General features: G+C 61.1%; 16 protein-coding genes. 5 read left to right on the top strand and 11 right to left on the bottom strand.

Translation table 11 applies throughout. The annotated features are described in order from the left end of the window. Positions 1-63: 63 nt before the first annotated feature. The 10 genes from ACZRMO_RS24480 to pvdP form a co-directional block, all read right to left on the bottom strand. A complete protein-coding gene (locus tag ACZRMO_RS24480; protein WP_463974544.1) occupies positions 64-819 on the bottom strand; it encodes a DUF4123 domain-containing protein in 756 nt (251 codons plus the stop codon). 10 nt (positions 820-829) lie between these two features. Then, positions 830-3,208 carry a type VI secretion system Vgr family protein gene (locus tag ACZRMO_RS24475; protein WP_463974514.1) on the bottom strand — a complete coding sequence of 793 codons (2,379 nt, stop codon included), beginning with the start codon at positions 3,206-3,208 and terminating at the stop codon, positions 830-832. Positions 3,209-3,210: 2 nt separating this feature from the next. Next, positions 3,211-5,841 (bottom strand): type VI secretion system ATPase TssH, encoded by a 2,631-nt coding sequence (gene tssH / locus ACZRMO_RS24470; protein WP_463974513.1) that lies wholly within the window; start codon positions 5,839-5,841, stop codon positions 3,211-3,213. A gap of 99 nt (positions 5,842-5,940) precedes the next feature. Then, the gene (locus ACZRMO_RS24465; RefSeq protein ID WP_017735580.1) at positions 5,941-6,432 is read right to left on the bottom strand and encodes an Hcp family type VI secretion system effector; all 492 of its coding nucleotides are present in this window, start codon (positions 6,430-6,432) and stop codon (positions 5,941-5,943) included. A 22-nt stretch (positions 6,433-6,454) separates the two neighbouring features. Beyond that, positions 6,455-8,170, bottom strand: coding sequence for an OmpA family protein (locus ACZRMO_RS24460; RefSeq protein WP_463974512.1), 1,716 nt, complete (start codon positions 8,168-8,170; stop codon positions 6,455-6,457). Positions 8,171-8,177: 7 nt separating this feature from the next. Continuing rightward, positions 8,178-8,855: a type VI secretion system protein TssL, short form gene (gene tssL / locus ACZRMO_RS24455; protein ID WP_463974511.1), complete on the bottom strand. Its 678-nt coding sequence runs from the start codon at positions 8,853-8,855 to the stop codon at positions 8,178-8,180. Continuing rightward, complete coding sequence (gene tssK / locus ACZRMO_RS24450) at positions 8,852-10,207, bottom strand: type VI secretion system baseplate subunit TssK (protein ID WP_463974510.1); 1,356 nt, start codon at positions 10,205-10,207, stop codon at positions 8,852-8,854. The genes tssL and tssK overlap by 4 nt, the downstream gene beginning before the upstream one ends. A gap of 23 nt (positions 10,208-10,230) precedes the next feature. After that, complete coding sequence (tssC, locus tag ACZRMO_RS24445) at positions 10,231-11,769, bottom strand: type VI secretion system contractile sheath large subunit (RefSeq protein WP_463974509.1); 1,539 nt, start codon at positions 11,767-11,769, stop codon at positions 10,231-10,233. Between the two features lie 33 nt (positions 11,770-11,802). Next, positions 11,803-12,300 (bottom strand): type VI secretion system contractile sheath small subunit, encoded by a 498-nt coding sequence (gene tssB / locus ACZRMO_RS24440; RefSeq protein WP_463974508.1) that lies wholly within the window; start codon positions 12,298-12,300, stop codon positions 11,803-11,805. Between the two features lie 484 nt (positions 12,301-12,784). Continuing rightward, positions 12,785-14,416, bottom strand: a complete 1,632-nt coding sequence (gene pvdP / locus ACZRMO_RS24435; RefSeq protein ID WP_463974507.1) for a pyoverdine maturation tyrosinase PvdP — start codon at positions 14,414-14,416, stop codon at positions 12,785-12,787. Positions 14,417-14,558: 142 nt separating this feature from the next. Here pvdP and pvdM point away from each other — a divergent pair, with 142 nt between their 5' ends. From pvdM to pvdO, 3 genes are read left to right on the top strand one after another with little or no spacing between them, the layout of a single operon-like run. Further along, the gene (pvdM, locus tag ACZRMO_RS24430) at positions 14,559-15,908 is read left to right on the top strand and encodes a pyoverdine-tailoring dipeptidase-like protein PvdM (protein ID WP_124529420.1); all 1,350 of its coding nucleotides are present in this window, start codon (positions 14,559-14,561) and stop codon (positions 15,906-15,908) included. A gap of 18 nt (positions 15,909-15,926) precedes the next feature. Further along, on the top strand, positions 15,927-17,195 hold the full coding sequence (gene pvdN / locus ACZRMO_RS24425; protein WP_463974506.1) for a pyoverdine-tailoring periplasmic protein PvdN: 1,269 nt from the start codon (positions 15,927-15,929) through the stop codon (positions 17,193-17,195). 31 nt (positions 17,196-17,226) lie between these two features. Continuing rightward, a complete protein-coding gene (gene pvdO, locus ACZRMO_RS24420) occupies positions 17,227-18,099 on the top strand; it encodes a dihydropyoverdine dehydrogenase (protein ID WP_463974505.1) in 873 nt (290 codons plus the stop codon). 141 nt (positions 18,100-18,240) lie between these two features. On the opposite strand, the gene ACZRMO_RS24415 is transcribed toward pvdO, so the two are convergent. Continuing rightward, complete coding sequence (locus ACZRMO_RS24415; protein ID WP_463974504.1) at positions 18,241-19,065, bottom strand: N(5)-hydroxyornithine transformylase PvdF; 825 nt, start codon at positions 19,063-19,065, stop codon at positions 18,241-18,243. 199 nt (positions 19,066-19,264) lie between these two features. On the opposite strand from ACZRMO_RS24415, the gene ACZRMO_RS24410 reads away from it, so the two are divergent. Beyond that, positions 19,265-20,917, top strand: coding sequence for a cyclic peptide export ABC transporter (locus ACZRMO_RS24410; protein ID WP_463974503.1), 1,653 nt, complete (start codon positions 19,265-19,267; stop codon positions 20,915-20,917). Between the two features lie 154 nt (positions 20,918-21,071). Beyond that, positions 21,072-23,438: a TonB-dependent siderophore receptor gene (locus ACZRMO_RS24405; protein ID WP_463974543.1), complete on the top strand. Its 2,367-nt coding sequence runs from the start codon at positions 21,072-21,074 to the stop codon at positions 23,436-23,438. The last annotated feature ends 48 nt before the right edge of the window (positions 23,439-23,486 follow it).

The raw sequence follows: 23,486 nt of genomic DNA, 5'->3' as shown, positions 1-23,486 counted from the left end.
AACTCACGACTCACACACCATAAACATCAGGCTTAACGACATCACGCAATCTAAAATCCACGCTTAAATTTTCCGCTTCACGTACTCGCTTAGCCTGCCAAAATAGTTTTCCTGGCACGCCTGCACCGCATATGAGTACAACAAAGTAAAACGCCGCTCTTGACTGCCTTTAAAATCATCAAGCACACCACTATTCAGAAGTTCCTGTGCATCACTAATCGCACCGATGAGGTCGCACTGCTGATCACTCAGGTCCAGGGCCGGACGGAATGCAATATCCCCCTGTTGCGACGGGCATTTCCCCTCCAACCATTGCGGTTGTTCATCCCGATCAAGCCAACCCCAGTAGCACGCAACTTCCAAGTACTTGTCACGCTGCTCATTGGTCAGGATTGAGGACATCAACAGGGGAAATATGCGCGGGTCGTAATAACGCAACAAACCGGGGCAACCGCCCCAGTTGAACTGCAACAAGGCGCGTAACGCATGAGCAAGTGCGTCAAAATCCAACGCAGATACCAACACCAGTAGCCTAGCGTCGGTGGCGCAGTGGGTTATCAACTCTTCCAGCCAGGCTTCATGCTGCCAGTGGGCAAAATCCAGACGCATCAATAACGGGGCATGATCGAGCATGTTCTCTTCCGGCGTACCACTGAACAGTGAGAACCAGGGCACTTGCGGGTTGATTTTGCGTAACCCGGGCAGCGCATAGTTATGCCATGCAGTTTGGTCGAGTAGTAGATCAACGTGCTGTATGCCAACCTGAGTGCATATCTGTTTAATCTGCACAAGCCACTGAGTAGATGTACTCATTCGTATAACACTCCCGTTAACCTTCACGCCGTAACAAACCGATGGCATTTTCCCGTGCCTTTTCCAGGCACTCCTCACAAACAGATTGCGGTAGTTCAGGCATCGGAAAGTTTCGACTCTCTGGTTTCTCCCAGACGTGTTGGCCCTTTAGGGTCAACTTTCCTGGGCTATAGATATCAATAGCTCCGCTGGGCGTGATGCGGATATATCCACCTCCACACGCCAACGTGATGCCGTTTTTAGCCGTCAGTTGCACTTGGCCCTGCACGGATTGCAGGGTGAGGTCTTGTTGGGCAGCCACGTTCATCAGGCCGGCATGGGATTCGATTTCCAGTGGACCTTTGCCGGAGACGAGGCGCATCCCTTCTTGCTGGGCCAACAAAGATATGGCCTGGTTCGCGTTCACAGACAGCCGATTGCCAGCGGTCAGGTTGATCTCGTCATTACTTTGCACGTAAAGCGCTTCACCGCTTTTAAGCAGCAGGCTCGCAGGTGTAACCGCGCCAATGCCTTTGGGTGCACTGAGCAAAATCGCCGCAGCGCTCAGGTTCGTTGCATCAACTTGAAACTGCTCAAGGCCGGCTACGCTGGGCATACGGCTATGGTGAGCATCGGTAATCCTCAGCCATTCCGTCAGCTGTACTTTTGCACCTTGAACCAGATCAGAAGCCGGCTGCATCGCAAGCACATGGCCCGTCGCTTTAGCCTGCTCATCCGCACTGATAAACACCCCCTTCCCACCCCGAACCGCCCCCCAGCCATCCGTGCGCAGCTCAAACCCTTCGCCGCGTTTTTGCTTCCGTGCATCCACCAAATGCCCCAGATTCAACTGACTCTTGCCACTGTGCTCCGTACTCAACTTGACGTGCTCCTGCCCCCGCGTGTCGTCCATGCGCAACTTATTGTTGGCCGGGGTGCGCAGCACGTTGCGTTTGTAGTTGCGCAGGGTCACGTGGTCCACATGCTGGCTGTCATGCAGGGCGTGAGCGATGTAGGGGCGGTCCGGGTCGCCTTGTTCGAAGGCGATGGCGACTTCGGTGCCGGGAATCAGAGGCAGGTGCAGGCCGTGGGTGTCGCCGGCGTAGGGGCGGGCCAGGCGTAGCCAGAGGCTTTCTTCGCCGGGTTTCCAGGTGTCGCGGTCGAAGAGGAAGCTCACGCGGTAGCGGCCTTCGAGGTCGATATGGGCGTAGGGGTCGTTCGCCTGGGGGCTGGTGACGCGGGCCGGGACGGTGCCGGCGATTTGTGGTTTGGCTTGTGGGGCTGGGCGAAAGCAGACGGTTTCTGAATAGGGGATCGCTTCGAATGTGGCTTCGAAGCTGCTGTCGCGCGCGGCCTTGGTGGTCAGGCGGGTAATGACTGCACCGGGCTTGAACGCATGGAGGGCGCCGCCGCTGATCTTGAGGACCTGACCCGGCGCCAGGGTGGCACTGCTGCTGACGCCACTCAAAAGCGTCTGCTGGTTCAGGTACTGTTCGTGGCGCAGGCGTGCGTAGAAGTAGCCGCTTTCACTTGGCAGGTCTTCGTTTTCATCCAGCCGATTGCCGAGGGCCGTGTAGGGTTCGGCGTAGTGGTAGGCATCGCCGTAGGTAGTGGTGGCGCCACGGCTATGGTCGATCTCGCCGTTGAGCTGGGCGCTGGCGTCACGGTGGTGGTAGGCGCGCACGCTGACGTGTTGCTCGACGACTTGGTGGCTGGATTGCAACGCCCACACACCGTCCTGTCCGCTGCTGCCGAGCCCGGATTGCGGGCGATGTGGCAGTTCAATGTCGAACTGGTAACCGCGCTGGCTATCGAAAAACTCAACGACATCGATGCGCAGGCGTTCGTCGCTGGTGAAGCGATACCAGATGCCCACGTCGGCCAGCAGCCGGCTGATGAAGGCCAGGTCGCTTTCGCCGTATTGCATGACGTGTTCGCGCCGGGGGTAGTCGCACTTGAGGTTGAACAGGAAGTCCTGGCCTTCGAAGCCATGACGGCTGCGCAGGATGTGTTCGACGATTTCGGGCACGGATTGGTGTTGGTAGATGCGGAACTGTCGGCCGCGTTCAAGCAGGGCGATTCGGGGTTGCAGGGTGAGTGCGTAGGTGGCCTGGTCGTTGGAGCCGGACTGTCGCGCGAAGTGGGTGACCACGCCGTGCAGGGTGCGCAACGGTTTGATCTTGGGCGGGGTCACGCTCAGCAACGGGAGTTTTTGCGGTGGGGCGTGCAGGCTGAAGCTGGCCGTTTTGCCAAGCATGGAGTCGGCGGCGAGGTCGAGGTCAGTGCTGGTGAACTCCACGCAGTAGCTAAAAGGTTGGCTGAGCCGCTCTTCACCCTCGAAGGCCAGGACGTCAAGCTGCGCTGCAACGTTGCTCACCCACAGTGTGTGCCGGCTGTGATCGAAGAAAACACTCATCCTCAGGCCTCCATGACGGCGGTTTGAGAGTCAGGATCGCCACCCGTGAAGCTCAGGCTGATGCCGTCTGCTTCGCTGTACTCAAGGCTGACGCTTTGGCAGCGCTGTTGCGCCGCCCGCCGCTCCAGCAGTTGCTGGCTGAGTACGGGCAGGATCTGTTCGTTGAGCAGGCTGTCGATGTTGCGTGCCCCCGTGTCCGGCAGCAGGCAGGCGGCAACCAGGGCGTCGTTGAGTGAGTCGCCCAGCCGGCAGTCGAGGTCGTAGTGCAAGCGCAGACGCTTGGCCACCTGGGCCAACTTGAGCGCAACGATGCGTTTGAGGGCGTCGGCTTGCAGCGGGCGATAGATCAAGGTCTGGAACCGTGCGAGCAACGCCGGCTGAAAGTGCTCCCGCAGGATTGGCCGCAGTTGTTCGTGCAGCACGCTGTCGGGGGCGTCGGGTTGGGCCTGCAAGCAGGTGTGCAGGAGATCGCTGCCGAGGTTGGAGGTCATGAGGATGACGGTGTTGCGAAAGTCGATCTCGCGCCCTTCGCCATCGCGCATGAAGCCGCGATCAAACACTTGATAGAACAGGTTGAGCACGTCGCGGTGGGCTTTTTCGACTTCGTCCAGCAGCACGACACTGTAGGGCCGCTGCCGCACGGCTTCGGTCAGGACACCGCCCTTGCCGTAGCCGACGTAACCGGGCGGCGCGCCTTTGAGTTGGCTGACGGTGTGGGCTTCCTGATACTCGGAAAAGTTAAGGGTGATCAGAGATTTTTCACCGCCGAACAGGCTGTCGGCGAGGGCCAGGGCGGTTTCGGTTTTACCCACGCCGCTGGTGCCCACCAACAGGAATACCCCCAGTGGCGCATGCTCATGGGTCAGCCCGGTCTTGGCCGCGCGCAGCCTTTGCGCCAATGCATTGAGCGCAGGGGCCTGGCCAATCACGCGTTGCGCCAGGTGTTGCTCCAGCGCCAGGAGGTGGGTTTGTTCGTCCTTGAGCAGACTGCCCAGCGGAACCCCGGTCCAGTCGGCAACGACGTGTGCCACGCTGCGCACATCGACATCCAGTGACAGCAACGGCTGAGCGCCTTGAAGGCTGTGCAGTTGTTGTTGCAACTGCGCACACTTGTCCCGCTGCAATGGCTGCGCTTGACGCGCTTCAAGCAGTTGCTTGATCAGGTCGAGCTCTTGCCGGTGTTGCTGTTGCAGTGCGGTGTACGCACGTTGCAAATCCGCGGACTGCGCGTCAATCAATGCCAGGCGCTCATCGATGTTCTCGCCACCGAGGGCCTGGTCTTGCTCCAGTGCCTGGCGCTCCAGTTCCAACGCCATACACCGGGCGTGCAGACGCACAAGCGCTTGCGGCTCACAGTCCAGGCTCATGCGCACACGGGCGCTGGCGGTATCCAGCAGGTCCACCGCCTTGTCCGGCAGTTGACGCCCGGTCAGGTAGCGCCGCGACAGGCTCACTGCGACCTGCACCGCCGCGTCCTGAATATGCACGCCGTGATGGCTGGCGTAGCGCAACTTCAGGCCGCGCAGCATCAGGCTGGCGTTGGCGTCGTCCGGCTCATCGACCTTGACCATTTGGAAGCGTCTTTCGAGGGCCGCGTCGCGCTCGAAGTACTGCTTGTATTCACTCCAGGTGGTCGCGGCGATGGTGCGCAATTCGCCACGGGCCAAGGCCGGCTTGAGCAGATTGGCTGCGTCGGCACCGCCGGCCTGGTTGCCGGCGCCGATCAGGGTATGGGCCTCGTCAATAAACAACAGCACGGGGATCTCGGACTGTTGCACGGCATCGATGACGTTTTTCAGGCGTTGCTCGAACTCACCTTTGACACCGGCGCCTGCTTGCAACAAGCCCAGGTCCAGGGTGCGTACGCAGACTGATTTGAGGCTGTCAGGCACGCGCCCTTGGGCTATGTTCAAGGCCAGGCCTTCCACCAAGGCCGTTTTGCCAACCCCGGGTTCGCCCACCAGCAGCGGATTGTTTTTCCGCCGCCGGCTCAGGATGTCGATGACCTGACGGATTTCATCGTCACGGCCAAACACCGGGTCGATCTTGCCTTGTGCAGCCTTGGCGGTGAGGTCTTGGGTGAACCGGTCGAGCGTTGCCTGCCCTGCGGTATTTTCCGTCGGTTCAATGGCTAGCGGTTCAGTGGCACTTCTTGATTCGGGGCACTCCTCAGAGGTTTGATCCAGCAGCACCATCAAGCGCTGCAGTTGCGCCTGGCTGAGACTGAGCAACGGCCATGCGGCTTCGCATGCCAGCAGGCTGGGCGTCTCCATCAAGGCCCCCAGCAGGTGTGCCGAGCGCAGGCTGTCGTTGTTATCGTCGAGCGAGGCAAGGAGCCAGGCATTCCTGATCAATTGCTGCAAAGGCTCGGACAACTGCGGCTTGCCCTGCATGCTGCGTGGCAGGCTGTCGAGGTGTTCAAGCAAGCCATGCCACAGCGCTTCCAGATCCCATTCGTAACGCCGCGCGATGACCGTCAGGTCACCCTCCCCCTGGCCCAGCAGCTTGAGCAGCCAGTGCTCGATGGTGATCTGCGCATGCGCACTGCCGTGGCACAACGAGGCTGCCGCACTCAACGCCTGGGCACAGTAGGGATTGAGTCGTCGCAGCAATCGGGTGGAGTGATGAGCCATACGAAATACGTCCTCGCCAAGGGGCTGGTTGTGTCATCCGTCTTGAAGCGCGATGTGTTCGGTTGAGCGCGCGCAAGCACGCTCAACCCATCACCGCCATCAAGCGCTTTGGCGTTCGCTCCAGGCATCGGAGTGAATGATGTTGCCGTCCTTGTAGGTCCAGGTGACCTTCTCGTAGCGCAACTCGATCTGCTCAAGGTGGTTGTGTTTCTCTTTGCCGGGGTCTTTGACGTCATGCATTTTCGGCGCGACCTTCACCACCTTGACTTGCTCCAGCTTGGTGATGAAGTACTCGACCTCCTGCCCCGCATCATCGATGCGGTACCACTTGAACTCTGCACTCTTGAGGGTCTGTCCGGTGGTGACCGCTTTGTAGAGGTACGGGCTGGAAGCATCGATCTCCTTGCAGAACAGAAACGGGGTATGCACCCGCGTCCCGGTCAACTTGCCGGTGTTGTTGTCCGTCGGGATGTACAGGCTGTGGTCCTGGGCGATCACTTCGATACTGCCCTCGCGCTTTTGCACATCCACCGAACCCTTGATGTCTGCACCGCCGTCGTCTTGTAGCCAGAGGTAAACGGGAATTGCCATGTGAAGCTCCTTTTCTTGGGAATCAAACGTCGCGATAAGCGACAGGGGGTTGCCTGTCGGGTGCCTGCGCCGAGTGCGAACACGCCCCCGCCGAAGGCACCAGACGGATATCGACGCGGCGGTTGGCTGCTCGCCCCGCGTCAGTGTCGTTGCTTGCAATCGGCTGGCTGGCGCCGAAACCCTGCACCGCAAAGCAGCTGTCGGGGATCCCGCCCATTTGCTGCATCCAGCCATGGACGGCAGCGGCGCGGGCGTAAGACAGGCGAAGATTGTTCTGCGCATCGCCGGTGGCATCGGTGTGCCCGGCGATCACAATCAGCAGGCCTGGTTGCGCCTTGATGCCGACCAGTGCGTTGATCAGGACCTTGGTCGAACCCGGCTTGAGCCGGGCGCTGCCGCTGGCGAACAGCGAAAGGCTGTCCAGCCGCACCACATGGGCCGGCCCCGTGGGCAAGGCAGTCATGGGTGGCTCGACATGTGCAGCCAGCACGGCGAACAAAGGCGCGCGCAAATGCTCACCGCGATACAAGCCCAGCCCCAGGGCCAGGGGCTCGCCCTGTCGGTAGTAGGTGTCCAGGCGCCGAGCCGCATGACGCAGTGCGGTGATGGCGTCTTCACGGAGCAGGAACGCGCGTTGTTCACGGTGTGTCGGTGGCGGGATCGAGATATAGCGGCGCAGGTCATCGCTGACCTGGCGTAGCAAGAGCGTGTTCTGCCAAGCGGAGCTGGCCAGGGCAACGGCGCTGGCGATCACCCATAACCACACCGCCACGACGCTTGCACGTTGCAGTGACGTGTACGCGGGGCCGCGCTTGAATACGCTGAGCAAGGCATCAGGAAAGGGCAATGCCGCGCTCGCATCGCCCACCCGGCTGTCGACCAGCGCCACCTTCTGCGCAAGCCATTGGCACCACAGGTTCCCTTCCACCCCATGGGCAAGCGCCGGGACCATTTTGATCGCACACACACAGGCTGCATCCGTGTCGTGCTGACCGAGGCTGGGCAACACCCCATCGTGCAGCCACTGCGCGACACTGTTCAGTTGAATGCACGCGTGCAGTCGTGCGGCGCGGCTGGGCGTATCAACGGCTTGCTGCTGCCACTCGTCCAGCGTGGCGCACTGGTTGTTGTCCCGGGCGTAAGGCTGGGCTTCACTCCGCTCCCAACTGAACCACGGATCAGCGCCTTGTGCGGTTTGCAGGTAACTCACCAGCAACAGCGGCAGCGCGATCCCTCGCTTGCGTGCCAGGGCAGCCTGGTAGCCAAAGGTTCGCACCCGGCCCTGCAACGCAGCGCTGTCACCATGGGCACTGGGATTGACGACAAACATCACGCAAAGTTGAGCCCCCCAACCGGGACGCAATGCGAGGATGGCGTCGCTGATCGCCGGCAATTGTTCCAGGCTTGGCACGCGCACATAACAACCCGACGGAATCACCCGCAGGGCCAACCGATCGGCGCAGGCCTGGGTAAACAGTGCATCGAGCCCATCACCACAGACCAGCAGCACCGGATGCCGAAAGGACGCCGCCGGCAAGGCCGCTGTATCGTCAAGCTGCACGGATGCGCGTAATGCGGCTGCCCTGCGGCTCACGGCGATCCAGGCCAAGCCGATGCCACCCAGCCCGAGTACCCCCCCGGTGGCTCGCGCCCAGACGCTGAGTGGAATGATGGCCAGCAGCGCCAGGAGCAATCCCCCAGCCCACAGGACGAGCATTCGGTGAGAAGTGATGCTCATCTGGCCCTCACGCTTGATCAGGCAAGAGCGAAACCAGCGTATCGCTCAACAGTTGATTCAATCCCCACCACATTGCCGCCAGCACCACGACGGCAGCGAGCACATGCAGCAACGGCGATTGCAGCCAGCCCAGCCCCGCGACAACGCCACCACGCGCCTGGGTAATCAGGCCCTGGCTGGACCTCAAGGGCGCGACATGGGCATTGAGCGCGTTCAACAGGCGTTCGCGTTCGGGGTCGTTCGGGTCACGGTAACGGCCTTGGAACCCGAGCATCAGCACACGCTGGAAAACCGTCAGCACCTGCCGATCAGGCGCGGGTTCGCCCAATACGGCCTGCATGTCCTCGTACAGGAACTCGCCCGCCTGATGGTGGTTGAAAAACTCGGCCTGGAGCGGTTTTGCCCACGCGGCCTGATCGTCTTTTTGCGCAAAGGTGAGCACCGTCTCGTCCAGCAACGCGCATTGCGCGTGGGAGATGTAGTCGATGGCGCGCGGCGCCATGCCTGCCGCTGTGAGACGCTGCCGCACCCGTTCGACCTGCTCGACGCAAAGCGGCCACAACTGCGGTTGCCCCTCGGAGCAAGCGCCCTGGCGCAACTCGACCACCAGTAGATAGGTGTCCTGCAACAGCTCATCGGTGTCCACAGGCAACACATTGCGCCCGTTCGAATTGGCCCGGCTCATGTGCGCAACACCGCAAACAGTTCGAGTCTGACCTCGACCAATGTGCTGGGGACGTAGAACGCACACACCCCTTCGGCCAATACCGCCTGCCCTTTCGGATGCGCGAAATTGAGCGCGAAATACTGGTTTTCCAGACGCAGTGGAATCGCCGCGGGCACATGAGCGAGCGCCAGCAAGGGCACACCGTCGAGTGCCGCGTTGATCAGGTAATCGACTTCGTCCGGCGTGCCGACCTTGCACAGCTGCGGGAACTGCTCCTGCAACTGCGCAGCCGGCAAGCGGCTGCGCACCGACAGGTAGAAATCAGCGCCGTCCCGCTCGCGCAGGCGCGGGTCGTTCAATTTCACCTGCCAACGATTGGCACCGTGCACCTCCAGTTCCAGGGCAACCACCCGCGACGGCAGGCTGGCTTCCAGCAACAACGAAATGGTGTTCATCAACGGCGCGAACACCGCCTCCAGCTGAGCGTGGCGGTAGGCCGGCACCTTGTCGATATCGTGTTCCAACGAAAACGTCAGCAGGCTGCCTGCGAGCTTGATCAGTTCCCCGTAGACCTGCTCGGGGTGCCTGGCAGGAAAGTCCCGCAGATCGGCCAGGACCGGCTGATAGGTATTCAGCGCATTGAGCAGCCAGAACAACGAAACGTCGGCCACTGCAAAGTCGGCCATGCGTTGGTTGCTCTCACGCCGCATGCCCATGAGCCGTTGCCGTTTGGCGGCCAATTGCGTCAACAGGTTGTCCAACTGGCGCAGCAAGCCTGGATGCGCCGCAAAGTTCAGCAGCGGCGGTACATAGAGTGGGTCAAGGCACCAGGCGCCCTGCCCGTCGCGGGCCAGGCGTGCAACGGGACAGGTGACATAATCGGCGTTGTCATCGCTGTGCAGGCGCAGGCTCAGCGTGTGTTCCAGCACGCCGATGGACTGCTTCTCATCGGCATAGAGGTCCTGGACTTCACGCCAGTCCTGGCGATAACGGGTCGGCCGCTCGGGGTTGCCACCGTCAAACTGGCAGTTGTTGCCATTGGCCTGTTCCAGCGGCAACGCTACGTGCACGAGCAGCGCTTGAGCTTCATCGGCCGGCAACGGTGCCAACGCCAAGGCAGGTGGCAGGCGGTCCACAACGTCGGTATCGACCCACGTACCGTCAGGCAGGCGCACGCACAATTGGGTGGCCTTGAGTTTGCCCAGGCGCAAGGCGTCCAGATCAAACCCCACCGCCTGGACACCCCAAGGGTGCACCAGGCTCAGGTGAGCGAGCTGTTCGTGGGCCCAGGCCTCCCAACGTGCCTGTTGCTGAAATTGCTGCGCCGACAGCAATACGCCGCTGGCCCACAGTGGGCGATCGATCTTCATGGCATCGTTTCCCTACGATTGACTCAAGCCTTGGCCTTGGGCATTTGCGAGACCAGCGAGAGGTTCACGTCCATGCCCTCCACCTGAAAATGCGGCACGGCGTACAACTTGACGCGGAAGAAGCCCGGGTTGTCGTCAATGTCCTCCACCGTCACCTTCGCCTCGCGCAACGGGTGCGACGCCTGCAGGTCGTCGCCCGGGTCAGTCATTTCGGTGACGAGCCCGCCAATCCATTTGTTGAGCTCCAGCTCCAGCAGGCGCCGGTCTTTTGTGGTGCCGATGTTTTCGCGCTGGATCAACTTCAGGTAGTGGGCGATGCGCGACAGCAAAAAGATGTAGGGCAGCCGCGCGTTGATGCGACTGTTTGCCGTGGCATCGGCGGTGTCGTACAAGGCGGCTTTCTGCGCGGAGTTGGCAGAAAAGAAGCACGCATAATCGCGATTCTTGTAGTAGGACAGTGGGATAAACCCGAGGTTGGCAAATTCGAACTCGCGGGTTTCCGGAATCATCACCTCCGAGGGAATCTTCACCTGGTTGCCAGTGCCCAGGTCGTACAAGTGAATGGGCAACTCCGTCACCGCACCACCGGACTGCGGCCCACGGATCTGCACACACCAGCCATTGGCGATGAAGCTCTTGACCATGTTGGCGGCGAACGCAAAGGACGCGTTCGTCCACAGATACTTGTGGTGATCCGGCCCCTTGACGCTTTCGATGTAATTGAAACTGCGCACGGGAACGGTGTCAGGACCATAGGGCAGCCGCCCCAGCACACGCGGCATCGTCAAACCGATGTAGCGCGCATCATCACTGTCACGGAACGACTTCCACTTGATGTATTCGGCACGGTCAAAGTAATTGCCGATGTCCTTGATCGCGGCCACTTCTTCCATGGACGCCTTGCCAAAGAAAGCCGGCCCGACAGCCCCCACAAAGGGCATATGGGCAGCGGCCGCCACTTTCGAAATATTGCGCAGCAGGGCGATGTCCTGGGGGCTGCGGTCGAATTCGTAGTTGGAGATGGCGGCAGCGATGGGCTCGCCGCCCGGCGTGTCGTACTCCTGGGTGTAGGTATGCAGGTAAAGACCACTCTGGGCAATTTCCGGCGCGTCTTCGAAGTCCTGTACCAGATGCTCTTTGCTGATATCCAACAGTTCTATGCGCACGTTCTGGCGAAAATCCGTCTGGTCGATCAGCGATTTCACTCCACGCCAGGTAGACTCGACCCGTTGAAAGTCGGGGTGGTGCATGATTGCATCGAGTTGACGGCTTATTTGCCTGTCCAGCGCGGCAATATGTTCATCCAGCAGCACCTTGTCCAAGCGCTCGACTTTATGGGCGGACTGTTTCAGCAACTGCAGAAATACATTAACTGCCGCAGTCACCCGCTCATCAACAGAGACTTCGGAAAGTGCTTCAGTATTTTGAAACACGTCAAGCCCGCCCAACTCCATCACGGGACTCAAGTTGATCTTGCTGAACAGCGCGGCGTAGACCCCGCCACTGTTTTCCGACACGACGGCACTGCCGTGGGATTGAGAACCAGAATGTTCTACCGACATAGTCAAACCTCCCTTTAAACCGATAGGAATGAATTAACGGCTTGGCGCCAGTGCGGCCAACTCAGCTCGAAGTTCGTCACTGAGCGCATCGTCCTTGAGAATGCGTTCCAACTCATGGCGAAAGGTCACGTTATCCAACAAGTTGGATTTGAGATCGCGCAACAGATTGCGCATTGCCAGGAGTGCACGTAACTGCGGGACCTGCCGCGCGACCTGCTCCGGCTCGAAATCCTTGAGGCGCTGGAAACTCAACTCGACGGCGGTGTCGGCTGCCTCATCCGGCAAAGTGTTTTCCACCACCAGTTTGAGCCCGGGCGAGAACTCGCCGAGGACACTGTCAACGTTGTTCTTATTGATATTGATCTTGCCCCGCTCCGACAGCGGGCGCTGTTCGCTGCCGTTGCTGTAATCGCCCATCACCATCAACTTCAAGGGCAACTCAACTTTTTTCTGGGCGCCGCCGGTATGTAAGTCCAGCTTGATATTGACCCGCGCCTTTGGCACTTCATTTTGAAAACTATCGAGCGTCATAACTCCATCCTTGCTGTATGGCGAACTAATTATTCGGCCTGAGCAGGACTTTTTTCGCCCCTGCCGCGCCGATCTCTTGTCGCCGCAAGAATGGAGTATCCCGGATATTTTTTACCAGTCCCCGAATCACGCACGGGAACTTTCGCCAAAGCTTTAAGGACACTTCCTACAAATCACCCAGATAAACTTTATTTCAACTTTTCACTTATCCACAAACAACAAATCGCGAAATATCTGTAAGAAGAAGAGCCATCCCCTAGATAAAAAACCACAACTCGATTATTAAATTTTGACATGAGCAGATCTTTCCTAATATCAACAGGCTTGAATCCTACAAATATAAGAAAGCTCAGCGAGGGGCAGCAGAGGGAGAGAATGACCGGCCGCCTTTCAAAGGCGATACACGACCGATGCCGCAGTGAGCACATTAACGCCCCACTGCGGTTCATTGACATCGTAAAAGTTGTAGTTGGGTGCAGCGCAATCAGGCCTCTGGCCGCTTCACCTTCAAATGCCGCGCATACCAGGGTCGTTGCGGCACCCGCTTGAACAACCCTTGCAGCACGTCATCCTCCGCGCCAAAGGTAATGCGCAACGCCAGCTTCATGGTCTCCGGGTCCATCTCCATCGACCGTCCCATCTGCAACCCGGGTGTGGTGCTGCAACCATGGGTATCCGGGCCCAGCCACGGGTCGCCGACTTCCACCCAGCGCCCCGGTGCAAACCACGCCACGCCGTTGACCTCAAGACGGCTGACTTCGCCCGGATTGAAGCGTTCATGGGCACGGAACCAGTCTTCGATACGGTCATCGATCCAGCCGTGGAAATGCCAGAACACCGGGTTCACATGGGACGAAAACGGGTCGCCGAGAAAGTCGTTTTCCGCCGCATACCACCGCGCGGCAAAGTCCGCGGGGTCGCGGGCGAACGGCACCGGGCCGCCGTTGGACGGGTCGCGGGGCACCGAGGCCCAGCGCATGTGCAGCCAGTCGTGCAAGCCCAGTTCCATTTCGGAGCCGAGCTGGCCCAGGGTCAATTTGGCCAGGTAGCGCGGGTCGCGGTATTGGGATTCCCACACCTGGAAATTGCTGTGGTAGGTCTCGGCCGCCTTGATGTCGCTGACCCACTGGGTGTAGTCACCGTCCTCCGGCGCCGACCAGGTGGGGGGCAAGGCGAAGCCGTCGTGGTTGTCGAAGTAACGCACAAACCCCAGGCGATCGCGCTCCAGCGCCGGCTGCGGCTCGGGAAACTGCGGCCAGGAAGGCAAGTCTTGCATCGAGCGCGCGGTGCCGAGCATATGGCGGTGCATAAAGAAGAAGTCGATGCCCGAGCCGTTGCGGTCCTTGCGTTTGCCCCGTGCATCACGCTCCTGGCCACGCGGGCCGGGTTGCCAGCCGATGCCGCGCAGGGCGTCGCGCTTTTCTTCAGAGAGCTTGTGCCATTGGTCACGGGTCGCGTGCCACAGTTGGTGAAACAAGCGGTGTTCAGCGGAGATCAGCCAGGCCAGTAGGGTTGGATTCAGGCCAATGCGCTCGCGGGCTTCGGGGAACAGGTGTTTGTGCGCGACGAAACGGTTGTCGCGCTCGACCAGGGCCAGCGGGCGATCAAGGTTGAGGATCTGCCCGCTGAGGGTGCCGCTACCAGCGTTGCCGAACACGCCCCAGACTTCGTCGAGGGTCATCTTGAATTCATAGGCGGGCACGCCGCCGGGAGCGTCGCGGTCGATCAGGCGCCAATAGAGCGTGGCGCCCTCCCCCGTGAGCAGGTCGCCGAGGATGCGGTAGCGCGGTTCCCCGGCCGCGCGCAGGTTGGCGGCGGTGTCGAGGTAACCGCGCAGGCCACGGCCACGCGGGGCGATGTCCAGCAGGAGCTCCAGTCCTTGCAGCGGCAGGCCCTCAAGGCCGGCATCGCGACCTTCCAGGCGCAGGCTCCAGACCCCGCGCAGGCTGTTCGCCAGGTGCTGGCCGGCGGTGTCGGCCAGGTCCACCGTGGCTTCGCCGGGGGTGATCGGGAACTCTTCTTCACGCGTCAGCTCGCGATGGGCATAGAAGGCCGCCGGCACGGCCGCGCCGGTCAGGGCCAGGCCTGCGATGAACCCACGTCGAGAGATGGTCATTGTCTACCTTAGGAAACGGCTTAATCAGAGCTAGAACGTTTGCTGGCCAGGGAAATTTACCGCGCACCCTGCGGCGCCTAAATTTTTGCGCGCAGCGCTCGTTCTTCCCTGATAGCAAAGGCCTCAACTGACTGAGATGGCAATGACAAAACCACGTTCGAAAAAGGCGCTGTACATCGGCTTGCCGCTGGCACTGGCCATCGGCGCCGGGGCCGGCTTCCTGGCCTGGGATCACTGGTTCAGGGGCAACGCCGGCTACCCGCTGGAGGTGATCAAGCAGGCCAATGAGATGCAGGATCGCCTGTTGTCGTTCGACAGCCATATCACCGTGCCCCTGGATTTCGGCGGCGTCGGCAGCGAGGCCGACAAGGATGGCAGCGGCCAGTTCGACCTGGCCAAGGCGGCACGCGGGCGTTTGTCGGGCGCGGCGCTGACGATCTTCGGCTGGCCGGAAATCTGGAACGGCGATAACGCGCCGCACAAGCCCACCGAGGGTTTTGTCGAAGAAGCCCGCCACGAACAGGAGGTGCGCTACAAGATCATCTCCGGCATGGTCCGCGACTTTCCCAACCAGGTGGGCATCGCCTACACCCCGGACGACTTCCGCCGCCTGCATGGCGAAGGCAAGTTCGCGATCTTTATCAGCATGCTCAACGCCTACCCGCTGGGCAATGACCTGAACCAGCTGGATTTCTGGGCGGCGCGCGGCATGCGCATGTTCGGCTTCAGCTATATCGGCAACAACGCCTGGTCCGACTCGTCGCGGCCGCTGCCGTTTTTCAATGATTCCACCGATGCCCTTGAAGGCCTGTCGCCGATTGGCCAGCAAGCCGTGCACCGCCTCAATGACCTGGGGGTGATCATCGATGTGTCGCAGATGTCGACCAAGGCGCTGGAACAAGTGGCACAGCTGAGCCGCACGCCGATGGTCGCATCCCACTCGGCGCCGCGTGCTTCGGTGGATATTCCGCGCAACCTCAGCGACAAGGAACTGCAACTGATCAAGCACAGCGGCGGCGTGGTGCAGGTCGTCGGCTTCCCGGCGTACCTGCGCCCGCTGAGCCAGCCGACCCAGGACAAACTCAACACCCTGCGCGCGCGTTTCGACTTGCCGCCGCTGCCCAACCTGGCGATGGCCTTGATGCCCGGCGACGCAATCATCGCCGCCTGGCCCGAGCAGAAGTTCGGCCAGTACGCCCAGGGGCTGTACGGCATCCTCGAGGAAGAACCCAAGGCCAGCCTCAAGGATTGGGGCGACGCCATCGACTACACCGTGCGCAAGATCGGCATCGATCACGTCGGCATCTCGTCGGACTTCAACGACGGCGGCGGCATCGACGGCTGGGAAAACGTCGGCGAGGTGCGCAACGTCACCGCCGAACTGATCCAGCGCGGCTACTCCGAAGCCGATATTGCCAAGCTGTGGGGAGGCAACTTCCTGCGGGTGTGGGACCAGGTACAAAAAGCCGCCAAGCCCTTGGCCAATCGCTAATCACCTAGAAGCAAGTCCATGACCGACCGCCGTACGTTTCTCAAGCAGGCCGGCGTCTTTGCCGCCAGCCTGCCGCTGCTGCCCGAGGCGCTGGCTGCCACTGCCGCGCCTGCGACAAAGACCCCATGGACGGACCTCAAGCAACTGTTCAACCAGGACCCGAGCTACCTGCACTTCTCCAACTTCCTCGTCGCGTCGCACCCAAAACCGGTGCGCGACGCCATCGAGCATTACCGCAACCAGATCGACCGCAACCCCGGGCTGGCAATGGATTGGGGCCTGGAGGAAACCTGGAAACGCGAAGGCCAAGTGCGTGAATGGGCCGGCCGCTATTTAAAGGCTGCACCCGCGCAGATCGCCCTCACCGGCAGTACCTCCGAGGGCCTAGCGATGATCTACGGCGGCATCCAGCTGCGCGCCGACCAGGAAATCCTCACCACCGTGCACGAGCACTATGCGACCCAGAACGTGCTGAATTTTCGCGTGCGCAAGCAAGGCACCCAAGTGCGTCGGTTCAAGCTGTTCGAGAGCGCCAACCGTATCTCGGCCGATGAAGTGCTCGGCAATATCCAACGCAATATCCGCCCCAACACCCGCGTGCTGGGCATGACCTGGGTACAGTCCGGCAGTGGCGTGAAGTTGCCCATCGGCGAGATCGGCCAACTGGTCAATGAACACAACCGCCACCGCGACGACAACGACCGCATCCTCTACGTAGTCGATGGCGTGCACGGTTTTGGCGTGGAAAACCTCGATTTCCCGGACATGCACTGCGACTTTTTTATCGCCGGCACCCACAAATGGATGTTCGGCCCGCGCGGCACCGGGCTGGTCTGCGCCCGCGACAGCCAGAACAAATACGTCACGCCGATGGTGCCGACCTTCTCCGAAGACACCAACTTCGCCACCACCATGACCCCCGGCGGCTTCCATGCGTTCGAACACCGCTGGGCGGCGGATGAGGCCTTCAAGCTGCACCTGCAATTGGGCAAGGCGCCGGTGCAGGCGCGCATCCATGCCCTTAACACTGAATTGAAAGAGCACCTGCTGGCCCACCCGCAGATCGAACTGGTCACGCCGCGCAGCCCTGAGTTGTCGGCCGGTTTTACCTTCTTCCGGGTCAAGGACCGGGACAGCAATGACATCGCCGATTACCTGATGAAACAGCGCGTGGTCATCGATGCGGTGAACCGCGATGCCGGCCCGGTGATCCGCACCGCGCCTGGCCTGCTCAATTCCGCCGACGAGATCCAGCGCTTCATGGCCCTGTTGAGCCCGCGCCTGTGACGCCCATTTTCCCTGTTGACGAGAGGCCCCTATGATCCCATCCCGTTTCAAACCCCTGGCCGCCCTGACGCTGGCGACCCTGTGCGGCGCCCTGTTGCCGGGCCTGGCCCAGGCCGCCACGCCGCAGCCGGGCAAGGTGTTCAAGGACTGCAAGGACTGCCCGGAGATGGTCGTGCTGCCCGCCGGCACTTTCACCATGGGTACGCCCGAGGACGAAGTGGGCCGCGAGCCCGACGAGGGCCCGCTGCATGACGTGACCTTCGCCAAGCCCTTCGCCATGAGCCGCTTCCATATCACCGCCGGCGAGTGGGACAGCTACGTGCGCCAGACCGGCGTGAAGATCGCCAACGGCGACACCCGCCCCGGCCGCGAATGCATCGCCAGCAAACCCCGCTACCCGCAAGGGCCGCGCCAGCCGGCGGTGTGCATGGACATGGACGACATCAAGCAGTACGTCAGCTGGCTGTCAAAAAAGACCGGCCAGCAGTACCACATGGTCAGCGAAGCCCAGCGCGAATACGCCGCGCGCGCCGGGACCAAGGGCCCCTTCCCCTTCCCGTTTGACGCGGGCAGGGGTTACAGCATCGCCGAGCACGCCAACACCTACGGCCCGGCGGACGGCTACAGCTATTCCTCGCCAGTGGGTAGCTACGCGCCGAATGGGTTTGGCATGTACGACATGCACGGCAATGTCTATGAACGGGTTGCCGACTGCTATCACGAGAACTATGTGGGCGCGCCCACCGATGGCAGCGCCTGGTCGGAACAGACGTGCGAGGCCTACATCATTCGCGGCAATGATTGGGGCGAGGCGCCGGTGTTTTCGCGCTCGGGTAACCGTAACAATATCTACCCGCAGACGCGGGGGGATTGGATTGGTTTTCGTGTAGTGCGCGACCTTTGAGCCACTGAAGATTCAAATGTGGGAGCGGGCTTGTGTGGGAGCGGGCTTGCTCGCGAAAGCGGTACATCAGTCACTATTTCCGGTGACTGATACACCGCTTTCGCGAGCAAGCCCGCTCCCACATTTAGAACTGTGTCTGCCTTACGCTTTCGCCAACAGCGCCAGCCCTTCATGCAACGCCGGGAACAGGCTGTTATTGAAGTTGTTCCAACGCAGCTCGAGAATCGTGTCCTCAGGCGAAATCTCCGTCTTCAACACGTCATGAAACACCTCCCCCGAATCAATGCCGTTATCCACGTAATGAAACGATGCACCCGTGAGGTACAGCGGCTCCGACGGCGTGGTGGCCTTGGTCGCCCAATCCGTCACTGTCAGCCCGCGCGCGCCGTACAGGGCATTCCACGTGGCATACGCGCCGCGACGCTCGTAAGGCGATTCGATGCGGGTAATGCCCGGGTGGATATTCATGATGCGCCGCGCAAATGGCGCACCCGGTCGCACCAGCTCATCGAGGATCACCAGCAGGCCATCGAGCACCACGATGTCAGCCTTCAATTCCACCAGCGTGTCATGCAGGCGGCGTTCGAAGTCCTGTTTGCCGGCGATGTGTTCCGCGCTGCCCCGTGGCAAGCGGCGATAGGTGGATGGCACGCTCAGCAACAGGTCGTTGACCAGATTGCCCTGCACCCGCAAGTCCGCCGGGTACAGCCACTGGCGGCCAGGCTGGTAGGCAAACCCGTAATCCTTGACCAGTTGCTGGTCCCGCGGGTTCTGCTCGTCATCGTCATACACCACACCGACCAGGTTGTAGGCCTCGCCCAGCGGCGTGTCGTTCAGCGAACCCGCGAGAAATTCCAGCACCGACTTCATATACCGCTCGTGGTCCTTGTAGGCCACCGGCTGCCCGGCCTTGTCGGCGGCGGCGTTTCTCAGGGACCACACGTACACCAGATTCTTTTTCGTCATTGTTTCGCTCTCGCTGGATGGACTGCGCGCTGCGTCGATACGCGTGCGCCTACACCACAAGAACGAACCAGCCCGCCGCCAATTTATCCACGCCGGCCACCGCCTGGCACGCCGCGCTAAATACTCGCCCCGATGCTTCGTTTGTCATGGGTAAGGGTCTGTGTGCCCAGCCCCTCTATTCACTCTCCGGGAAGTATTTATGACCGACCCCAAGCGCGGCGCCTTCAATGGTCTGCTCGCATTGCTCAGACCCTTTCGAACCCTGGTGACGGTGTCCGTCGCCCTGGGCATGGCGGGTGGCCTGGCCATCACCTTCTTGCTGGCCACTATCAACAACGCCCTGCACTCCTCCACCGGCATGACCCAAGGCGTGGTGCTGACCTTTGCCGCCCTGTGTGTGCTGGCCCTGACCAGTTCGATCGTGTCCGACATCGGCACCAACTATGTCGGCCAGCGCATCATCGCGGCGTTGCGCAAAGAGTTGGGTGAAAAGGTGCTGTCGGCGCCGATTGAACAGATCGAACGCTATCGCTCCCACCGCCTGATCCCGGTGCTGACCCATGACGTCGATACCATCAGCGATTTCTCCTTCGCCTTCACCCCGCTGGCCATCGCCACCACCGTGACCCTCGGTTGCCTGGGTTACCTGGCGTATCTGTCGGTGCCGATGTTCCTGCTGATGATTGTCGCCATCGCCATTGGTTGCAGCGTGCAGTTCATCGCCGGGGCCAAGGGCATCCGCGGCTTTGACGAAGCCCGCGACCTCGAAGACGAGTTGCAACGCTACTACTCGGCAATCGCCTCGGGGGCCAAGGAGCTGCGCATCCATCGGCCACGGCGCTACCGCATGAACACCCACCGCATCCAGGAAACCGCCGACCAGATCAGCGACATCCAGGTGCGTTCGGTGAACATCTATATCGTCGCCAAGACCTTTGGCTCGATGCTGTTCTTCGTGGTTATCGGCCTGGCTCTCGCCCTGCAGGCCTACAGCCCCAACCCGGACCCGGCGGTGATCACCGGTTTCGTGCTGGTGCTGCTGTACATGAAAGGCCCGCTGGAACACGTGGTGGGTTACCTGCCGATCATCGGCAAGGCGCGTATCGCCTTTGCACGCATCACCGAACTGGCCGACCGGTTCTCATCGCCGGAACCGCACTTGCTGATGGACGCCAGCGAAGCCCCACACCCGCAGGTGCACAGCCTGGAACTGCGCGGCGTGAGCTACAGCCCGCCGCCGGTGGAAGGCAGCGAGCCGTTCCATCTGGGGCCGATCAACCTGAGCATCAAGCAGGGCGATATCGTGTTTATCGTCGGCGAAAACGGTTGCGGCAAGACCACCCTGATCAAGCTGCTGCTGGGCCTGTACCAACCCCAGGCCGGGGAAATCCGCCTCAATGGCGAAACCGTGACCGACCCGGTGCGCGACGACTATCGCCAGTTGTTCACCACGGTGTTTGCCGACTACTACCTGTTCGATGACCTGGTGCAGGGCAGCGCCACGCAGTCGCTGGACAGCGCGACCAAGTACCTGGAACGCCTGGAAATTGCGCACAAGGTCAGCGTCAAGGACGGCGTGTTCAGCACCACCGACCTGTCCACCGGCCAGCGCAAGCGCCTGGCTCTGGTCAACGCCTGGCTCGAAGAGCGCCCGGTGCTGGTGTTCGACGAATGGGCTGCCGACCAGGACCCGGCCTTTCGCAAGATTTTCTACACCGAGCTGCTGCCGGACCTCAAGCGCCTGGGCAAGACCATCATCGTGATCAGCCACGACGACCGCTATTTCGACATCGCCGACCAGTTGGTACGCCTGCGCGCGGGCAAGGTCGTGCACGAAATGGAGCCGGCGTGAAAAAAGTTTTCCGGTTTCTACAAGTAGGAACGTCTCACTAGTGGTAATGAGAATCTAACTCAATAAACATCTATAATCTGCCCACTAAAACATAGAAGAGAAAGCATTCATGTCAGTACGACTCGGTCTGAGCCCCCTGAGCAAAGCGCTATCCATGCGCCGGGCCCTGCACTTCAACCTGTTGCCCAGCGCGCTGGCCCTGGCCGTGTCGTTGCCGATTGCTGGCTATGTGCAGGCACAGGAACTTGAGATCGACGTGCCGGCCCAGTCCCTGGGTAGCGCACTGCAAGAGTTCGGTCGCCAGACCAACCTGCAAGTGCTGTACAGCCCGACGGATGTGGAAGGCAAACGCAGCAACGCCGTCAAGGGCAAGCTCGACCCGGACCGCGCCATCACCACCCTGCTCAAAGGCACCGGCGTCGGTTACGGCCTGCAAGGCAACACCATCAGCATCAGCGCCCATGCCGCTTCCGGCATGGAACTGGGCGCGACCCAGGTGACCGCCAACCAACTCGGCACCGTGACCGAAGGCACCGGCTCCTATACGCCGGGCACCATCGCCACCGCCACACGCCTGGTGTTGACCCCACGGGAGACGCCGCAGTCGATCTCCGTGGTCACCCGCCAGGCCATGGACGACTTCGCCCTCAACTCCATCGACGACGTGATGCGCCATACCCCCGGCATTACCGTGTCGACCTATGACAGCGAGCGCACCAACTACTACTCGCGCGGTTTCTCCATCAACACCTTCCAGTACGATGGCATCCCGACCCTGCGTGACGCCCAGTACTCCGCCGGCCAGACCCTCACCGACATGGCCCTCTACGACCGCGTCGAAGTACTCAAAGGGGCCACCGGCCTGCTGACCGGCGCCGGCGGCGTGGGCGGCACGCTCAACCTGATCCGCAAGAAACCGACGGCCGAGTTCCAGGGCAATATCGAGCTGGGCGCCGGTTCCTGGGACAACTACCGCTCGCAGATCGACGTCAGCGGCCCGTTGACCGAATCCGGCAACATCCGCGCGCGCGCGGTCGCGGCCTACAACGACAAGCACTCGTTCCTCGACCACTACACGCGCAAGACCAGCGTGTTCTACGGGATTCTTGAAGCCGACCTCGACGAAGACACCCTGCTGACCGTCGGCGCCGACTACCAGGACAGCGACCCGAAAGGTTCCAGCTGGACCGGCAGCCGCATGATCTTCGACGCCGAAGGCAAAGAGCTGGACTTGCCGCGCTCGTTCAACAACGGGCCGAAATGGGGTTCGTGGGCGCAGTACACCCGCACCGCCTTCGCCACCCTGGAGCACAACTTCAGCAATGGCTGGGTCGCCAAGGGCCAGTACAACCACCAGATCAACGGCTATCACGCACCGCTCGCCGCCCTGTCCCAAGATCGAGGCAACGAAAGCTCGCTGTTCGCACGCAAACACGTCGGCGAAACCACCAGCGACAGCCTGGACGGCTACGCCACCGGGCCATTTGAACTGTTTGGCCGCGAGCACGAACTGGTGGTGGGCCAGTCGATCTCGATCAGCAAATGGAAAGGCAAGAGCTACGACGCCACCTTTGCGCCGGGCACCAACTCTGCGGACTTCTACAACTGGAACGGCAACATCCCGGAACCGGCGTGGTCCCTCACACGCGTCCTCGACCAGACCAGCCGCCAGACCGGCAGCTACGTCACCAGCCGTTTCAGCCTGACCGACGAAATGCACCTGCTGCTCGGCGCACGCCTGGCCAACTACCAGGTCACCGGCACCAGCCGTTCGACGGAAAGTGGCAAAGTCGTGCCGTATGCCGGCCTGACCTACGACCTGAACGACAACTTCACCGCTTACACCAGCTACACCGAGATCTTCCAGCCACAGACCGACTACCGCGACCGCAACGACCAGATGCTCGAACCGGATGAAGGCAAAAACTACGAAGTCGGCATCAAGGGCGAGTTCTTCAACGGCGCCCTGAACACCAGCCTCGCCTACTTCGAAGTGCACGAGACCAACCGGCCGGAAGTCGATACCTCGGAAGGTGCCAGCCTGATCAACGACTCGCCGTACTACGGCATCAAGTCCAAGACCAAGGGCTACGAAGCGGAAATCTCCGGCGAAATCGCCACCGGCTGGCAATTGCAGGCGGGCTACACCCACAAGGTGGCGCGCGACGACAGCGGCAACAAGATCTCCACTTGGGAGCCGGAAGACCAGGTCAACCTCTACACCACCTACAAGCTTACCGGCCCGCTGGACAAGCTGACCATCGGCGGTGGCGCGCGCTGGCAGAGCGAAGGTTGGAAGTCGATCCGCAACTCCGGCCTGCGACGCTCCGAAATCCTCACCCAAGACCCGTACTGGCTGGTTGACCTGATGGCCCGCTACCAGATCACCAAGAACCTGTCGGCCAGCGTCAACGTCAACAACGTGTTCGACAAGAACTACTACACCAACATCGGTTTCTATGACTCCGCCTTCCCTGGCGACCCGCGCAACTTCATGGTAACCACCCGCTACAACTTCTAAACCCGGCGTCAAAACAAAAGCCCCGTATCGCGAGATACGGGGCTTTTT

This window comes from Pseudomonas sp. B611 (assembly GCF_055407965.1).
This window is presented reverse-complemented; position numbering and strand designations above follow the sequence as displayed.